The sequence below is a fragment of the Streptomyces sp. NPDC007907 genome (assembly GCF_042959365.1).
In the GTDB taxonomy this organism is placed as follows: Bacteria; Actinomycetota; Actinomycetes; order Streptomycetales; family Streptomycetaceae; genus Streptomyces; species Streptomyces indiaensis.
Genome location: NZ_JBIBKR010000002.1, coordinates 250,038 through 268,006, shown reverse-complemented (window position 1 = coordinate 268,006; position 17,969 = coordinate 250,038). Strand labels below are relative to the sequence as shown.

The following is a 17,969-nucleotide window of genomic DNA, read 5'->3' as shown; positions in this document are numbered from 1 at the left end:
GGATCAGGCGTCCTGGGCGGTGGCCAGGGACCGGGGGCGCAGGTCCGTCCAGTGGGTCTCGACGTACTCCAGGCAGGCCTCGCGGGTGTTCTCGGCGAAGGCGACCGTCCAGCCCCCGGGTACCTCGGCGAAGGCCGGCCAGAGGGAGTGCTGGTCCTCGTCGTTCACCAGGACCAGGAAACGGCCTTCGTTGTCGTCGAAGGGGTTGGTGCTCATGCGTACTGCCTCCTCGGAGGGCCAAGATTAGGTTAGGCTCGCCTAATTGACGGAGCCTAGCCTTTGGCCCTTCCCTCTCACAAGGAGACGTTCATGCACGTGGCCGCGGCCGGCAGGGAGGACGTGTTCACCGGGTTCGGGTTGTCCGGGACGCCCGGCACGGACGGGTTCTGGGCCGGGGTGGGAGCGCCCGCGTCGGTGCCGGACGGTGAAGGCGGCTGGCGGACGCTGTTCCTGTGGCGCGGCCCGTCGCCGGTCACGATCGAGTTCGAGAGCTGGTCGGAGCCGGTGCCCCTGCGACGCTGGGCCGGCTCGGACTGCTGGTACGCCGAGGTGCGCCTGCCCGCGCGGCTGCGGGTGACGTACCGGTTCGTGGCGGGAGAGGGATGCCACGCCGACCCGTTCAACCCGGACGGCGCGGGTGGTGACCGGTCCGTCGCGGCGACCCCGGACGCCCCGGAGCAGCCGCACTGGCCCCTCGTCGCAGCCGATGCGGTGCTGCCCGTGCCGCGTGCGCGGATCCGCTGGGCGAGCGAGCGGCTGGGTGGGCGGCGTACGGTGCGGATCCATCCGGCGGGGGGTGGCGGGCCGGTGGTGCTGCTGCTCGACGGGGACGACTGGCTGTATCTGCATCCGGCCGTGACCGCGTTCGACTCGGCCGTGGCTGCGGGCGAGATGCCGCCGGTCACGCTGGTGTTCCTGCCGGCGAAGGACCGGGCCGCCGAGTTCACGTGCCGGCCCGAACTGTGGGAGGCCGTGCGCGACGAACTGCTGCCGTTGGTGGCGGAGTCGGGGGTGCCGGCCGACCCGGAGCGGCTGGTGGTCGCCGGGCAGAGTCTCGGGGGGCTGAGTGCGGTGTACGCGGCGCTTCAGTTTCCCGGTCTGGTGTCGCGGGTGGCGTGTCAGTCGGGGTCGTTCTGGTGGACGCCGGATGCTGTGAAGTCGTCCGATCCGCTGGGTGGGCCGGTCGGCGGGGCGATCGCCGGCCGGCTGCGGGAGGGTGCTGATCTGTCGGGGTTGCGCGTCGCGTTCGACGTGGGGGAACACGAGACGCGGATGCTGCCCCACTGCGGCCTGGTGGAGAGCTTGGCCGAGCAGTCGGGCGCGACCGTGCGGGTGTCCCGGTCCGCGTCGGGGCATGACCGGGCGGGGTGGCGTCATGCGCTGCTCAGGGATGTCGGCTGGGCCCTCGGTTCGTAGGCGGGTGGGGGTGCGCGGGGGCTGGTCGCGCCGTTCCCCGCGCCCCTGAGGGCATGTCCCCCTGGCCCCCTCCGGGCGTCACCGCGCGACCGCCAGGCAATAGGCCTCGTCGTGGGCCAGCAGGTTGCGGTGGGTGTCGTCCGCTGTGATCGTGCCGTCGTCCAGGACAAGCACCCGGTCCGCGGCGTCGAGGAACGCCGGGCTGCTGGTGATGACGATCGTGGTGCGGCCCCGGCGCAGCTTCGCCACGTTGCGGGCGATGAGCTGCTCGGTGACCGCGTCCACCGCCGTCGTCGGATCGTGCAGGACGAGCACGTCCGTGTCGGCGGCCAGGGCGCGGGCCAGGGAGAGGCGTTGGCGCTGGCCGCCCGAGAGGTTGGCGCCCCGGTCGCGGACGCCGTAGTCGAGGCCTTCGCGGTGCAGGGCGACGACATCGGTCAGCAGGGAGGCCTCGACCGCCTCGGGGACGGTCCGGCTGGTGCCCGCCGGGTCGATGTTCGTGCGCAGGGTGCCCGCGAAGATCTCCCCGTCGTACGGGTTGACCAACAGGTGCTGGCGGACCGCCTCGACGGACAGGTCCGCCAGTGCCCGGCCGCCGATCCGGACTGTGCCCTCGTGCGCGGTGGGCGGGACCCGTACGGCCAGGACGGCCGCCAGGTCGGCCGCCGCACGGGGCTGGTAGGCGGCGATGGCGACGAACTCGCCCGCCTTCACCTGGAACTTCAGGTCGGTGAGGGTGCCGTGGCGGACGCAGTCCAGCTCCAGGTCACTGCCCGCGGCGGGGCGTTCGGAGCCCGGCGTCATGACGGGCGGGGCCGACAGCACCAGCGCCATCCGCTCCGCCGAGGCCCGCGCGATCATCACGTACTTGGGCATCTCCGAGAACAGCTTGAGCGGTTCCATGATGAACTGCGCCAGTCCCACGGCCATGACCAGCTCACCGATGGTGATGCGGCCCTCGAACGCCAGCCAGCCGGCCGTCAGGGTCACGGCGCCGGCGAGGACCGCGTTGAGGGCCAGCGCGGTGCCCGCGTAGGCGCCGTTGACCTTGGCGACGGTGATCGACTGGTGCTTCGCCTCGGTGCTGACCTGCCGGTAGGACCGGAACGCCGCGTGATTGCCGCCGAAGCCGTGCAGCGGGCGCAGACCGGTGATCAGGTCCGCGACCTTCGCGCCCGCCCGCGCCACCCGGGCCTGCTGCTCCTGGGTGCTGCTGCCGATCCGCTTCGACATCACGCTGAGGACCGACAGGATCGCGACGGTGCCCACGATCACCAGCAGACCGAGCCGGACATCCGCCAGGCCCAGGGCGGCCGCCGCGACCAGCACCGCCACCAGTGAGCTGATCAGCAGCGGCACCACCTCGATGATGTCGGCGGTCTGGTCGGCGTCCTCGGTGGCGATGGTCAGCACCTCGCCGGACTTGAGATCGACGTCCCGGGCCACGGGCTGCAGGCCGCAGGCGGCGACCTTCACCCGCCAGCGGTGCGCCTCGGTCGTGTTGGCCTTCTGCAGGATCCGCATGCCGAAGCGCCACGACAGCGACACCGTCGTGATGATCACGGCCAGCGCGCCGATCGACAGGGCGAGCGCCTGGAGGCTGCGGCCGCCCCGCATCGTGTGCTCGACGATCAGGCCGAGCGCGATGGGGAAGGCCGTCTCCCCGGCCTGGTAGAGGCCCATGAGGAGGGTGCCCCAGGCCATGGCGCCGAGGTTGCGGCGCAGAGCGGTACGGAGGATGGCGGCCCCTCGGCGGGGCCGCTGCGTGTCAGTTGTCATCGAGGTGGCGGGCAATCGCTTCCGGGGTTCGCAGGGTGAACAGATCGCGGATGGTGATCACAGGACCGTACTCGCGGCGCAGCAGTCCGATGAGCCGTACCGCCAGCATGGAGTGTCCGCCCAGGGACACGAAGTCGCTCACCGCGCTCACCTCGTCGTCGTCCAGGTCCAGTGCCTCGGCGAAGTACTCGCACACGACGGTCTCGGTCCCGGTCCGCGGTCCCCGCTCCCCCGCCGTGGTCAACGCGCCCAGCGGTTTGGCCTCGGGCAGGGCCTTGGTGTCGGCCTTCCCGTTCACCGTCAGCGGGATGCGTTCGACCTGCGCGTAGTGCGTGGGCCGCAGGAAGTCGGGCAGTCCGGCGCCCACCTCGGCGGCGACGTCCGCCAGATCAGCGCCGTCCAGGACCAGGTAGGCGGCCAGCCGGTGGGCGCCGTCGACCTGCGGGTCCGGCTGGGCGACGGCGGCGACGAACCGCACCGCCGGGTGCGCCGCGAACACCGCCTCCACCTCGCCGAGTTCGACGCGGTGGCCGCGGATCTTGACCTGCTGGTCGGTGCGGCCCAGGTACATCAGGTTGCCGTCCGGCCTGCGCACCACCAGATCACCGGTGCGGTACATGCGCGCGCCGGGCTCGCCGAACGGGCAGGCGACGAAGCGGTGCGCGGTCTGGGCCGGCTGTCCCAGGTAGCCGCGCGCGATGCCGATGCCGGACACGTACAGCTCGCCGGGCACACCCACCGGCAGCGGCCTGAGCCAGGGGTCCAGGACGTACACGTCGGTGTTGTCGATGGGGACGCCCACCACCGGGTCCGCGCAGTCGAAGGTGCCCACGCCCAGGGTGTTGATGGTGTACTCGGTGGGCCCGTACAGGTTGTAGCCGACCGTGCCCTCGGTCTCGGCGAGCCGCTGCCACAGCGTCGGGGTGACGGCCTCGCCGCCCAGCAGCACCAGCGCGGGCCGCCGCGCCGGGTCGTCCAGCAGGCCCTCGGCCACCAGTTGCTGCGCGTAGGTCGGGGTCACGTTGACGACGTCGATCCCGTGGTCCATGCAGTACTCCACCAGGCGGGGCGCGTCCCGGCGCAACTCCTCGTCGCAGATGTGCACTTCATGGCCGTCGGCGAGCCACAGCAGCTCCTCCCACGACATGTCGAACGCGAACGACACGGTGTGGGCGATCCGGAAGACCCGGTGGCCGTGCTCGGCCAGCACCGGCTCGAAGATCCTTCGCTGGTGGTTGATCAGCATGTTGGTGAGCCCGGCGTACTCGGTCACCACGCCCTTGGGCTTCCCGGTGGAGCCGGAGGTGTAGATGGTGTACGCGGGGTGGCGCAGCCGGTCGGGGTGGTCCGGCGCGAACGTCCGGTACGGCTCGGCGTCCGGGAGCGGCCGGTCGAGTTCGATCAGCTCGCCGGTCAGCCGGGGCGACACGGCGCTCACGGTGAGGATCAGGTCCGGCCCGGCGTCCTCGACGATGGCGGCGATCCGCTCGTCCGGGTGGTCCAGCTCCAGCGGTACGTACGCGGCACCGACCCGCAGGACGGCGAACAGCGCCGCGACCCAGTCGAGGGAGCGGGGGATCGCGAGGCCCACGGTCCGCTCCGGGCCGATGCCGCGCGCGGCGAGCACGCCCGCCAGGGCCCGGCTGCGGTCGCGGAGTTCGGCGAACGTCATCGTGGAGCCGTGGGCGACGAGCGCCACCCGCTGCGGGTCGCGGTCCGCCGCCCGGTCGAACCGGTCGACGACGGTGTCCGTGCCGACGTGGGTGCGCGCGCCCGGTTGGGGTGCCGGTTCCAGTCCCTTGAGCGCGCCGAGGTGGCCGGTCGCCCGGGACAGCTCCTCGAGCACGCTCAGGTGGTCGTCGAGGAGACGTCGGGCGTTGCCGGTGTCGCCGTCGCGGTACTCCAGCTTGACCGTGAGCCGGTCTCCGGGCGTGACGACCCAGGTGAACGGATAGTGGGTGGAGTCGTCGGCCTTGACCGAGGTGATGCCGTGCCGGGCGTTCATCGCGGCGAACGCGTCCATGTCCAGGAAGTTCTGCAGGACGAAGAGGTTGTCGAACAGCGTGTCGTGCCCGGCGGCCCGCTGGATCTCGCCGAGTCCGAGGTGCTCGTGTTCCATCGCCTCGACCCGGGCCGCCTGGACGGCCGCCAGGTAGGCGCGGACGGTGTCGTCCGGGCGGGGCCGGGTCCACATCGGCACGGTGTTGAGCAGCACGCCGACGATGCCCGACAGGCCCTCCCCCTCGCGGCCGGACACGGTCACGCCGAACACGGCGTCGGCGCGGCCGGTGTGCGCGCCGAGCAGCAGGCCGAACGCGCCGGTCAGCACCGTGTTCAGGGTGACGCCGTGCACGCGGGCCGCTTTCCGCACCTGGTCGGACCGTTCGGCGGACAGGGTGTGCACGAGGGCCTTCGGCAGGTCGTCCGTGAAGGCCGGCGCGGGCCCGGCGAGCAGGGTCGGGCCGGGCAGGCCGGCGAGGTGCTCCGTCCAGAAGCGTTCCGACGCGGACGCGTCCCGGGCGGCGAGTGCGCGGGCGTACTCCTCGAAGCTCGGCGTGGCGGGCGTCGGGTCGAGCGGCTCGCCGGCGAGAACGGCGCTGTAGGCGTCGAACAGGTCGCGCAGGACGATCTCGCGGGACCAGCCGTCCCACAGCAGCAGGTGGTAGCTGAGCAGCAGGCCGTCCCGGTTCCCGGGCAGGTGGACGACGGTCAGCCGGATCAGGGGCGGCTCGCCCGTGTCGAAGCCGGTGTCGCGGTCCCGGGCGCGCAGGGCGTCGACCTCCGCGTCCGTCGCCAGGTCGACCGTACGGACGTCGACGCGCCGGCCCGCCTTGAGGACCTGCACCGGGTTGCCGTCGTCGTCGGTGCCGAAGCCGGCTCCGACGACCGGGTGCCGCGCGATCACGTGGGCCATCGCCTCGGCCAGCGCGCCGGTGTCCAGGCGGCGGTCGAAGGTGAACCAGTTCTGTGCGACGTAGTGTCCGGCCGAGCCCGCCATCTGGGCCTGGAAGAACAGGCCGCGCTGGAGCGGGGTGACCGGGACGGTGCGCTCGGCCGTCGTCGCGACGTCCGCGACGTGCCGGAGCGCGCCGCGCCAGTGCTCGGTGATCTCGCCGGGGACGCCCTCGGCGAGGACGAACTCGGCGAGCAGGCTCCCGGTGGCCTCGTCGGTCCACGCGTTGACCTCGACGGCGTACGGGCTGCCCTGGTAGCCCCCGGTGAGGTGCAGGGCCCGCGACTCGCTGCCCCGGCCGAGGTAGTTGAACAGCACCTGCGGCCGGGCCGTGAGCAGGGGGGCCGTCTGCGGGTTGAGGTACCTGAGCCGGCCGTAGGCCGCGTGCCCGTCCTCGTCCGGCTGGCGCTCGACGAGCTCGCGCGCGGCCGCGACCGGGTCGGTGTGCGGGGTGAGCCGTACGGGTGCGACGGCGGTGAACCAGCCGACCGTACGGCTGTAGTCGTGCTGTTCGAGGGCCGGGACGCGGCCGTGCCGTTCCAGATCGATCGCGAGGTCGGTGGGAGACGGCTGGATCCTGGTCAGCGCGGCGCGCAGGGCACCGCACAGCAGCTCGGTCGGACCGATGCCGAGTGCGGCGGGCGCGGTGCGGATGAGGCGCTCGCTCACGTCGGGGTCCAGGACGACCGTGGTCGCGCGCAGTGCGCCCGGGGCGGGCAGCGGTCGGGGCGCCTGGAGGGTCGTGATCCAGCGGTCGAGGTCGTGCGTGTACTGGGCCGATTGGAGCGTCAGGGCTTCGGCGTACTCGGCGTAGGACGTGGTGGGCGGGGCGAGGGGCTCGCCGCGCAGGGCCGCGGCCAGGTCGTCCAGGAGGATCAGCCAGGAGACCGCGTCGACGGCGAGGTGGTGGACGGTGACGACCAGGGTGCGGCTCGCCTCCAGCCACGCGAACGCGACGACGTCCCCTGATGCGGGGTCGAGCCGTTCGGCTGCGTCGTTCGCCACGGCCGTCGCGTCGGTGGTGTCCGGGCGTACGACGGTGATCTCGCGGGCGGGTTCGGTGCGGAGGGTCCACACGCCGTGCTCCGTACGGAGTCTCAGCCGCAGGGACGGGTGGGCGGCGACCACGGCGTTCGCGGCGCGCACGGCGTCGGTGAAGCCGGTGCCCTCGGGGGCCCGGAGGGTTCTGGCCTGGGCGAAGCGGGTGAGGGAGCCGCCGAGTTCGCGTTGGCGGAGGATGATCGGGGTGGGGGGCAGGGGGCCGTCCGTGCGGTGGGTGGTCTCCGCAGTGGCCCGGGGTGCGCTGGTTCCCAGGTGTTCGGCCAGTGCGCCGGGGGTTTTGAGCAGGAAGACGTCCCTCGGGGTGAAGGGCAGGCCCAGGGCCCGGGCCCTGTTCACGACCGTGATGGCGATGATGCTGTCGCCCCCGGCGCGGAAGAAGTCGGTGTCGGCGTCCACGGAGGTGCCGGGCAGTGTGTGAGTGAAGATTTCGATCAGCGTGGCAAGTGTGGTGTGTTCACCTGCGGGTGCGTCGTGGCTGGTTCGACAGTTCCCCGCGCCCCCTGGGGCGCGCCCCGCCAGGGCCGCTCTGTCCAGCTTGCCGTTGACCGTCAAGGGGAGGGCATCGATGGGCAGGACCCGACCCGGGATCATGTGCGCGGGCAGCCTCTCCGACAGCCGGCCCTCGACATCGTCCGCCACCCGGCCCACCACGTGCGCCACCAGGTGGTCCCCGGTGTCCGCCACCGTCACCGCCACGTCGGTCACGCCGTCCAGGGCCCTGATCGCGGACTCCACCTCGCCCAGCTCGATGCGGAAGCCCTTGAGCTGGACCTGGTCGTCGGCGCGGCCGGTGAAGACCAGTTCGCCGTCGAGGGTGCGGATCGCGAGGTCGCCCGTGTGGTACATGCGGGAGCCGTCGGCCGCGAACGGATCGGCCACGAAGCGGCCCGCCGTGAGTCCGGGCCTGCCCAGGTAGCCGAGCGACACCTGGTCGCCGGCGACGTAGATGGCGCCCTCGCGGCCGGGCGGCACGGGGCGGAGCCGGTCGTCGAGGAGGTAGGTGACCAGGCCGGGGATCGGGCCGCCGATGGGGCTGGCGTCGTCGCCGGGGGCGAAGTCCTCGTCGGTGAGCACCCGGTGGGTGACGTGGACGGTCGTCTCGGTGATGCCGTACATGTTGACCAGCTCGGGGGCGGTCGTGCCGTGCCGTTCGACCCAGCCGCGCAGCCGGGCGAGGTCCAGTGCCTCGCCGCCGAAGATGATCCGGCGCAGTGCGGGCAGCGGTTCTCCGGCCAGCCGGTCGGCCTCGATGAACTGGTAGAAGGCGGACGGGGTCTGGTTGAGCACCGTCACGCCGCGTTCGCGGACCAGGCGGTGGAAGTCGACCGGGGAGCGCGTCAGTGCGTACTCGGGCACCAGCAGCTCACCGCCGTGGGCCAGCGCGCCCCACAGCTCCCAGACGGCGAAGTCGAAGGAGGAGGAGTGGAACTGGACCCAGACGTCCCGCGGGCCGAAGTCCATGTCCGGCCGGGTGTTCGCCAGCAGCGACACCACGCTGGAGTGGGGGACGACGACGCCCTTGGGGCGGCCCGTGGACCCGGAGGTGTAGATGACGTAGGCGGGGGTGTGCCAGTCGGGCTCGGGGGCGGGCTCCGCGTGGGCGGCCGGGGGCTCTTCGCCCTGGACCAGCACCTGGGCCGGCACCCCCGCCCGGGCCAGGAGGTCCGTGAAGCGGTCGTGCTGGTCCCGGTCGACGAGGACGACCTGGGGGACCGCGTCGCCGAGGACGTACTCCAGCCGGTCGTCCGGGTAGGCCGGGTCGAGCGGGACGTACGCGCCGCCCGCCGCCACGATCGCGACCAGGGCGACGACCTGTTCCAGGGAGCGCGGGACGGCCACGGCGACCCGCTTGCCCGGGCCGGCCCCGGCCGCGCGCAGGGCCGCGGCCAGGTCGTTCTTCGCGGCGGACAGTTCGCCATAGGTGAGGGACCGGGTGGTGCCGTCGAGGGCGCACTGGGTGACGGCTGTCGCGGCCGGGTCGCGGCGGGCGGCGGTGTCGAAGAGTGCGCCCAGGGTGGTCGGGGTGACCGGCGCGGGACGCCGCTCGCCCTTGGGCGTCAGGTCGACGATCCGGGCGTCCGGGCGGGTGAGCAGGGCGCTCAGGGTCCGGGTGAAGGTGTGCAGGATGCCCCGGGCGGTCGGCACGCCGAGCAGTTCGCCGTCGTAGATGAGGTTGAAGCGCGGACGGCCGTCCGGGGCGCGCTCGACCACGAGCGTGAGCGGGTAGTGCGGGGCGCCCTCGTTGGTGAGGTCCGTGATGGTCAGGGTGTCGCCGGGACGCCGGAGCGACGTCACGTCGGTGGCCACGTCGAACACCACGAGCGTGTCGAAGAGCGGGCCGGAGCCGGCCTGGCGGCCGATGCGCGCCAGGGAGACGTGCTGGTGCGGCAGGACGGCGCTGTGATGGTCGCGTACGGCGCTCAGGAGGTCGTCCGCGGTGGTGCCGGGGGCCCAACGGGCCCGGACGGGGATGGTGTTGATGAAGAGGCCCACCATGTCGCCGATGCCGGGGACCTCGGCGTCGCGGCCGGAGACCGTGGAGCCGAACACGACGTCTCGGCTCTGGAGGATGCCGCCCAGGGTGACGGCCCAGGCGCTATGCACGGCGACGCTCAGCGGGACTCCGGTCTGGCGGGCAGCGGCGTCGAGGTCGGTCCCGGGTTCCACGGCGAGGTCGGCGAACCGGTCCGAGGGCGTGTGTCCCTCGGCCACCAGGGAGGGTCCGGGCAGTCCGGCGAGTTCCTCGCGCCAGACGCGGTCGCTCTCGTCGGCGTCGCGTCCGGCGAGCCAGTGCACGTAGTCGGGGAAGCCGCCGACCGGGTGGACGCTGCCCGGGGCGTGGTACTCGGCGAGCAGCGCGCGCAGCATCGGGGGCACGGACCAGCCGTCGGCGATGATGTGGTGCACGGTCTGGACCAGGACGTTCCGGCCGGAACCGGCACGGACGAGCGTGTACCGCATGAGGGGGCCGGTGGCCAGGTCGAAGCCGGCGCGGCGGTCCCGATCGGCGAGGTCGCGTATCTCCCCGTCGGTGATGCCGGGGCGGTCCAGCGTGGTGAACGGGGCTTCGGCGCCGTGCTCCAGGACGGAGACCACGCGGCCGTCGGCGAGGGCCGTGAAGCGGGCGGCCAGGTTGGGGAACAGGGTGAGCAGCCGGGTGGCGGCCGTCGCGAGCCGGTCGGCGTCCACCTCCCCTTCGAGGGTGAGCAGTTGCTGCTCCACGTAGGCGCCGGCGGAGTCGTCGTCGAAGACCGAGTGGAAGTAGAGGCCTTCCTGGAGCGGGGTCAGCGGGAGGATGTCCCGCAGTTCCGGCCCGTCCAGGGTGTCCACGTCGGACTGTGCGAGCGGGACGAGGGGGAAGTCGCTGGGCGAGTGGCCGCCCTGGTCGAGTGCGGCGAGTCCGGTCAGGGCCGTGCGGAAGTAGTCGCCGAGTGCGGTGATGTCGGCGTCGGTGAACAGGCCGTCGGGCCAGGAGATGGTGGTGACCAGCTCATAGGCGCCGGAGGCGGCGGGTTCGGCGATCGCGTTGAACTCCAGGGCGCGGGGCAGGCGCATGCGCGGGTCGCGCTTCTCGCCGAGCTGGCCGGTGGTACCGGCGAGTTGCCAGTCGCCGGGCGCGCCGGCGGCGAAGCGGCCGAGGTAGTTGAAGAGCACCTGGGGTGCGGGGGCGTCGAACTCGCTGTGGGTGAGGTAGCGCAGGGCCCCGTAGGAGATGCCGTTGTCCGGGACCCGGGCGAGGTCTTCCTTGACCGCCTTGAGGGCGGAGGTCAGGTACGCGGGGGTGGTGAAGTCCGTTGCCGTGCCGGGGTCGACGGTGACCGGGAAGAGGGTGGTGAACCAGCCCACCGTCCGGGACAGTTCCGGTTCGAAGCCGGCCGGGCCCGCCACGAACTGCCCTTCGCGGCCGTGGCCTTCGAGTTCGATGTGGGCGAAGGTCTGGTCCTGGCCGAGGTCACGGCGCCGGCGTGCGAGGGCGACGGCGAGGGCGGTGAGCAGGACGTCGTTGACGCCGGCGTGGAACTTCGCGGGGATCTCGCCCAGCAGCGCGGCGGTGGTCTCGGGGCCGACGGTGACGGTCCGCAGGCGTTCGCGGGCGACGGTGTCCGTCTCGGACAGGGCGCGGTGCGCCAGGGGCCGGTCCTCGCCGGGCAGGGGGCGCCGGTAGTACGAGCTGTCGGCGTCGAACGCGGCGCGCTCCAGCAGTTGCGTCCAGCGGCGGAACGACGTGCCCACCGGGGGGAGTTCGACGGGTTCACCGGCGGTGAACCGGCGCCAGGCGGTGGCCAGGTCCTCGATGAGGACGCGCCAGGAGACACCGTCGACGACCACGTGGTGGGCGGCCAGGACGAGTTGGCGTGCCTCGGGGCGCCACACGGCCCGGAGCATGACGCCCTGGTCGGGGTTCAGTCCGGCGGTGGCGAGGGCGACGCACTCGTCGAGCGGCCGGTCGCTGCGCTGCCAGCCGGGCGCGGCCCGGTCCGCCCCGGGGATGTCGAAGCTCCACCGGCTGCCGCGTACCAGCTTGGCGCGGAGCATGTCGTGCCGGGTGAGCAGGGCGGTGAGGAGCGCGTCGAGGGCGTCGCCGGTCAGCTCCGCGGGGGTGTTCAGGACGACGGACTGGACGAAGCCGTCGACGGCGTCGGTGGTCTCGCCGAGCCACTGCACGACGGGTGAGCCCACGACGGTGCCGGTGGCGACGTCGGCGTGGTCGACGGTGGTGACGTCCTCGCGGCTCGCGACCGCGGCCAGCGCGCCCACGGTGCTGTGCGTGAAGATCTGCCGTGCCGTGACGTGCAGGCCCTGTTCGCGCAGTGCGCTCAGCAGGGAGATCGCCAGGATGCTGTCGCCGCCGAGCTGGAAGAAGTCCTGGTCGACGCCCACCTCTTCGAGGCGCAGCACCTGCGCGACGGCCGCGCTCACGGCCCGTTCGTCGTCGGTGGCGGGGCGGACCGGCGAGCCCGTCCCGAGGGTGGGTTCGGGCAGGGCGTTGCGGTCGAGCTTGCCGTTGGCGGTGAGCGGGAACTCCTCCAGCACCACGATGTGGGCGGGCACCATGTACTCGACCATGTGCGCGCCGGCCCATGCCTTGACCTCGTCGGCCCGCAGGTCCTCGCTGCCGGCCGCGGGTATGACGTAGCCGATGAGGTAGGTGCCGCCGGCCGCGTTCTTCCGCGCGACGACGCAGGTGTGCCGGACCCGCGGGTGCTCGGCGAGACCGACCTCGACGTCCTCGATCTCCAGTCGCATGCCGCGGATCTTGATCTGGTTGTCGGCGCGGCCGAGGAAGTCCAGCGACCCGTCGGGGGCGAAGCGGGCCAGGTCGCCGGTGCGGTAGAGGCGGGAGCCGTCGTCGGCGAAGGGGTTGGCGACGAAGCGGGAGGCGGTCAGGCCGGGTGCGCCGACGTACCCGCGGCCCAGGAGGAAGCCACCGACGTAGAGTTCACCGCCGACGCCGACCGGGCACGGGCGCAGTTCGTCGTCCAGGACGTAGAGCTGGGTGTTGGGGTTGGCCTTGCCGATGGACGTCGACAGGCGTTCCGCGGCGCCCCGGTAGATCACGTGGGAGACGCCGATGGTCGTCTCGGCGGGGCCGTAGCCGTGGTACATGGGGATGTCGAGCTTGGCGCGGAAGCGCTCGTACAGCTCGGGGGTGAGGACCTCGCCGCCGCACCACACATGGCGCAGGCTGTCCAGGCGGCCGGAGTCGCCGGCCATCTCCAGCAGCACGTCCAGCATGGACGACACCAGGTACGTGAAGGTGACGCGCTGTTCGGCGATGACGCTCAGCAGGTGGTGCGGGTCGCGTTCACCGCCGGGCCGCAGGACGACGAGCCGGCCGCCCGAGACGAGCGGCAGGAAGATCTCGTTGATGGAGATGTCGAAGGACAGCGGCGCCTTGAAAAGGGAGGCGTCGTCGGTGCCGAAGCCGAGGATCTCGTTCACCTGCCACAGCAGGCGCTCGCTGATCGCCTCGTGCCGGATCATCGCGCCCTTGGGCCGTCCGGTCGATCCGGACGTGAAGATCACGTAGGCCAGGGCGTCGCCGAGGACGGTGACGCCGGGTCCCTCGGCGGGGTACGAGCCGTACTGCCAGTGGCCGAGGTCGACGGCCACGGCGTCCGGTTCGGCGGGGTCGTGCGTGCCGGAGGCGTTGAGCTGCACGGCGACCCGGGCGTCCTCGATGACGACGGCCCGGCGCGCGGCGGGCCACTGCGGGTCGAGCGGCACGAAGGCGCACCCGGCCTGGAGCACGGCCAGCAGCCCGACGACCATGTCGGCGGAGCGGGTCAGGGAGATGCCGACGACCTGTTCGGCGCGCAGCCCGCGGGCGCGCAGGTGATGGGCCAACTGGGACGCGTGTGCCGCGGTTTCACGGTAGGTCAGCGACCGGTGCTCGTCGACGACGGCCACGGCGTCCGGTCGTGCGCTCGCCTGTCGGAGGAACATCTCCACGAGGGTGGGGCGGTCCCGGTCGGCCCGGTTGTCGTTCCACTCGGCCAGGACCCGGAGTCTGTCCGCCACGCCGGAGGGGCCGATGGTGCCGAGCGGCCGGTCCGGGAAGTCGGCGAGGTCGTCGAGTGCCGCCTGCGCGTCCGCCAGGGGGACTCCGTCGGGGACGGTGACACCGCGGCCGTCCGGGGTGACGTCCCAACCGCCGGGCGGCGTACCGCCGTTGCCGGCCCAGCCGAGGACGTCGGCGAAGAGCGTGCCGGGCGTGAGCTCGATGCCCTCGGGGCTGGTGCCCGTCGCCCAGTACGACAGGCCGATGGCGCAGGCCCGGGTGAGGGTCCAGTCCGGGTGGTCGCCGATCCGCCGGCGCAGATCGGCCAGGCGCGTGGGGGAAAGCAGGGCGAGACGAGCGTGGGGTTCCATCAAGACTCAGCGTCCCTTCCAGAATATGGAGTTAGGCTAACCTAAATAAGGGTTGCCTAACTACCCTCTCGCCAGGCCCGCCACAGTCGTGCGTACCGGCCGCCCAGAGCCACCAGCTCCTCGTGCGTCCCTTGCTCGACGACCCGTCCGGCGTCGAGCACGGCGATCCGGTCCGCTGCCATCGCCTGGGTCAGCCGGTGCGCCACGAACAGCGTGGTCCGCCCCGCGCACGCGGCCAGTACGGCCCGTTCCAGCTCGGCGGCGCCCTCGCTGCCGGCCTCCGCGGTGGACTCGTCGAGAACCACGACGGGTGCCCGCCCCAGCACCAGTCGCGCCAGGGCGATCTGGGCGACCTTGGTGACGTCCAGGCGCTCACCCCCCTCACCGACGGGGGTGTTCAGACCGTCGGGGAACGCGCAGACCCAGCCCTCGGCCCCGACGGTGCGCAGGGCGTCCATCAGCTCGGCGTCGGTCGCTCCCGGGGCGGACAGCCGCAGGTCGTCGGCGAGCGGGCCGGAGAACACGTGGGTCTCCTGCGTCAGGATGCTCACCAGGGCCCGCGCCCCCGCCTCGTCCAGGTCGGCCAGGTCGGTCGTGCCGATGCGCACCGAACCGGCCTCGGGGGTGCCGATGCCGGCGATCAGCGCGGCGAGCGTCGTCTTGCCCGCGCCCGTGGCGCCCACCAGGGCGAGCGAACCGCCGGCGGGGATCGTCAGGTCGACGTCCCGCAGCACCGGCTCCTCGGAGCCCGGGTAACGGAACGTCAGCCCCTCGACCGTCACCGGGCACGCGCCCGCGTGGGCCACCGGGACGGACTCGTCGCCGACCAGCCGCTCCTCGGCAGACTCCCCCAGCACCCCCACCAGGCGGGTCAGGCTCGCGCCCGACTTCTGCGCCTCGTCGAAGGTGAACATGATGGCGCCGAGCGGCGTGAACAGCCGGTGGAACAGCAGCGGGGCCGCCGACACCTCGCCCAGCGTGGCCGCGTCCGCCTCCAGCAGCGCGTACCCGACCACGAGGATCAGGACCAGGCCGATGAACTCGGCGCGGTTCTCGCGGCCGACGAACCGGCCGAAGAACCGGAAGACCTCGATACCGAGTTCCCGCACCCGCCAGGACTCGGTGGTGACCTTCTCCCGGAAGGCACCCTCCAGACGGTAGGCCCGGACCGTGTCGATGCCGTTCAAGCCGCTGATGAACGCCTGCGCCCGGTCGGCCTGGGCGACGCGCTGCCTGCGGTACAGCGGGGCGGACCGGGGCAGGTACCAGCGCAGCGCCAGCGCGTACGCGGGCAGCGCGCCCGCGCCGGCCAGGCCCAGCCGCCAGTCCAGCCCGAACATGCCGAGGGTCGCGATGACGACGAGCACACCCGCCGAGAACACCGTGGGGACGGCTGTGCGGATGCCCTTGGAGATGACGGTCACGTCGTCCCCGACCCGGGAGAGCACGTCTCCCCGGCCGACCTGCTCGATCCGGGTGCTCGGCATGCCGAGCACCGCCCGTACGGTGCCCTCCCGCAGGCGCGCGAGCAGATCCGCGCCGAGCCGTCCGATCAGGTACGTCGACACCGCGGTGGCCGCCGCGCCGAGCAGCGCGGCGGCACCGATGAGCACCCCGATCGTGACCAGGACGGAACGGTCACCGCCCCCGACGACCGCGTCGACCACCCGGCCTAGCACAAGCACCGGGAGCACTTGGAGCGCCGCCCCCGCGACCGTGGTGAGCACGGTCGCGACGGTCAGGCCGGGCATCGCGCGGCAGTGGTCCGCGACCCATCGGGCGGCCTCGCGGCCGGTCGTCGTGCGCAGGGTCGCCGGGGCGACGCGCGTGTCGGTGGCGCCCACTCCCTACTCGACCGACTTGACGAGCTCGTCGATGGCGTACGGCATGGACAGCAGGGTGCCCTGGGAGATGGCCGCGCCGACCGCCGGTCCCTCACTGTCGAGCAGGTAGGACACGTTGCCCTTCTTCACCGCGTCGAGGTTGGCGAACAGCTTGAACTTCTTGAGCGCCTCGGTGTCGGCCGTGTCGTTGATGACGAAGATGCGGTCGACGTCGACCAGGTCGACACGCTCGGGCGAGAGCGTGGTGTAGAAGCTGCCGCCCGCGATCTTGTCGATCTCGGTCTGGTACGTGTAGCCGATGCCCGTGACGAGCCGGCCGCGCACGTCGGTGGAGGTGAAGGGCGCCACCGAGTCCTTGTACCAGGACAGCGCGACGGCGGTCTGCTTGCCGAGCTCGGGGTGCGCCTTCCTGGCCGCGTCCAGCTGCCCCTGGATGCCGTCGACCATCTTCCGGCCATCGTCGGCCCGGCCGAGGGCCTTGGCGATGTGCAGGGCGTTGTCCTGCCAGGGGGCGCTGAAGGGCTCCTTCTCGCCCTTGGTGCGGGCCACCGTGGGCGCGATCCTGGAGAGCTTGTCGTAGGCGGCCTTGTCGATCTCGGAGTACACCGCGACGATCAGGTCGGGCCGGAGGGCGGCGATCTTCTCGTAGTTGGGGCCGGAGTCGCCGTTCTTCATGACGACCTCGGGCTTGGTGTCACCCCACTGGTCCTTGACCCACGGCCACTGGGTGTTGATGTCGGGGCTCTTGCCGGGCGGGTTCGGGTACTGGTCGACCATGCCGACGGGCTTGATGCCGAAGGCCAGGACGGTCTGGTCGTCGGTGTAGCCGACGGAGACGACCCGCTGCGGCGCCTTCTCGACGGTGGTGGATCCGAACGCGTGCTCCACGGTGACCGGGAACTCACCGGCGGCCGCGGCCTGAGTGTTCTCGCCCTGGCCGCCCTTGTCGTCCGCCGAGCCGGAACCGCATCCCGCGAGGAGACCGACGCCGAGGGCGGCCGCGGACAGTGCCGCCGCCAGCCGCCGCCATGGCTTCCCGGGCGTCGTTCGATGGAGGAGCATCAACATCCCCTTGCTGTCGCGCCAGTTCGCTGCGCCCTTGCCTAAGGGCAGCCAAACCTTACCGCGACTTAATGAGGTTAGCCTAGCCTTACTAACTTCCCTGTGCCGGGAGGTGTCCCGGCTGTACGTGCGTCCGCCCAATCGGCACGATCAGCGGCCGGTCGCCGACCGGGTCGTCGATCACCCGTGCGCGCAACCCGAAGGCCTCGTGCAGGAGTTCGGCGGTGATGACGTCACGCGGATGCCCCTGCGCCAGGATCGAGCCGTCCCGCATCACCACGAGGTTGTCGCTGTAGCGGGTGGCCAGGTTGAGGTCGTGGAGAACCATCACGACGGTGCAGCCCGACTCGTGCAGGTCGTCCACCAGATCGAGGACGTCGAGGGCGTGCGCCAGGTCCAGATAGGTCGTCGGCTCGTCCAGCAGCAGCAGATCGGTGCCCTGAGCCAGCGTCATCGAGATCCAGACGCGCTGGCGCTGCCCGCCGGACAGCGCGTCGACCGGGCGGTCGGCGAGGTCGGAGACGCCGGTCATGGCCAGGGCGCGTTCCACCACGTCGGCGTCGTCGGACGACCACTGCCGCAGCCAGCTCTGGTGCGGATGGCGGCCCCTGGCGACCAGGTCGGCCACCGTCAGCCCCTCCGGGGCGACCGGTGTCTGCGGCAGCAGGCCGAGCTTCTTCGCCACGTCACGGGTCCTGAGCCTGCCGATGTCCTCGCCGTCCAGGACGACCGTCCCCCGGGCCGGCTTGAGCAGCCGGGACAGTGTCCGCAGCAGGGTGGACTTCCCGCAGCCGTTGGGGCCGATGATGGTGGTGATCACACCGGGCGGTATCGCCACGTCGAGCTCGTCGATGACGACCCGGCCGCCGTAGCCGACCGTGACACCTCGGGCTGCGAGCCTCGAAGCGCCGCCGACCTCGGCCTCGGTGACGGACTGTGCGACCACGGGTTCCCCCTTGCTCCGGTTCACCTGACTCTTG

At 72.4% G+C, this 17,969-nt stretch carries 7 protein-coding genes; 1 reads left to right on the top strand and 6 read right to left on the bottom strand.

Translation table 11 applies throughout. From position 1 onward, the window contains the following. Positions 1-3: 3 nt before the first annotated feature. Positions 4-216, bottom strand: coding sequence for an MbtH family protein (locus tag ACFZDI_RS07185; RefSeq protein WP_234847656.1), 213 nt, complete (start codon positions 214-216; stop codon positions 4-6). Positions 217-309: 93 nt separating this feature from the next. Between ACFZDI_RS07185 and ACFZDI_RS07180 the strand changes: the two genes are divergently transcribed. Continuing rightward, positions 310-1,416 (top strand): alpha/beta hydrolase-fold protein, encoded by a 1,107-nt coding sequence (locus ACFZDI_RS07180; RefSeq protein ID WP_391248375.1) that lies wholly within the window; start codon positions 310-312, stop codon positions 1,414-1,416. A gap of 78 nt (positions 1,417-1,494) precedes the next feature. Here the strand turns inward: ACFZDI_RS07180 and ACFZDI_RS07175 are convergent, their stop codons facing one another. The 5 genes from ACFZDI_RS07175 to ACFZDI_RS07155 form a co-directional block, all read right to left on the bottom strand. Next, the gene (locus ACFZDI_RS07175; RefSeq protein ID WP_391248373.1) at positions 1,495-3,195 is read right to left on the bottom strand and encodes an ABC transporter transmembrane domain-containing protein; all 1,701 of its coding nucleotides are present in this window, start codon (positions 3,193-3,195) and stop codon (positions 1,495-1,497) included. Next, positions 3,185-14,086, bottom strand: coding sequence for an amino acid adenylation domain-containing protein (locus ACFZDI_RS07170; protein ID WP_391248371.1), 10,902 nt, complete (start codon positions 14,084-14,086; stop codon positions 3,185-3,187). Before ACFZDI_RS07170 ends, ACFZDI_RS07175 begins: the two co-directional genes overlap by 11 nt. Positions 14,087-14,139: 53 nt before the next feature. After that, positions 14,140-15,927: an ABC transporter transmembrane domain-containing protein gene (locus ACFZDI_RS07165; RefSeq protein WP_391248369.1), complete on the bottom strand. Its 1,788-nt coding sequence runs from the start codon at positions 15,925-15,927 to the stop codon at positions 14,140-14,142. Positions 15,928-15,930: 3 nt separating this feature from the next. After that, positions 15,931-16,989, bottom strand: coding sequence for an ABC transporter substrate-binding protein (locus tag ACFZDI_RS07160; protein WP_391248367.1), 1,059 nt, complete (start codon positions 16,987-16,989; stop codon positions 15,931-15,933). Between the two features lie 91 nt (positions 16,990-17,080). Further along, complete coding sequence (locus ACFZDI_RS07155; protein ID WP_234845384.1) at positions 17,081-17,935, bottom strand: ABC transporter ATP-binding protein; 855 nt, start codon at positions 17,933-17,935, stop codon at positions 17,081-17,083. Positions 17,936-17,969 lie beyond the last annotated feature (34 nt).

Coding starts and splice junctions, on each gene's coding strand:
- ACFZDI_RS07185 (WP_234847656.1), bottom strand. CDS start 216: ATGAGCACCAACCCCTTCGACGACAACGAAGGCCGTTTCCTGGTCCTG.
- ACFZDI_RS07180 (WP_391248375.1), top strand. CDS start 310: ATGCACGTGGCCGCGGCCGGCAGGGAGGACGTGTTCACCGGGTTCGGG.
- ACFZDI_RS07175 (WP_391248373.1), bottom strand. CDS start 3,195: ATGACAACTGACACGCAGCGGCCCCGCCGAGGGGCCGCCATCCTCCGT.
- ACFZDI_RS07160 (WP_391248367.1), bottom strand. CDS start 16,989: ATGCTCCTCCATCGAACGACGCCCGGGAAGCCATGGCGGCGGCTGGCG.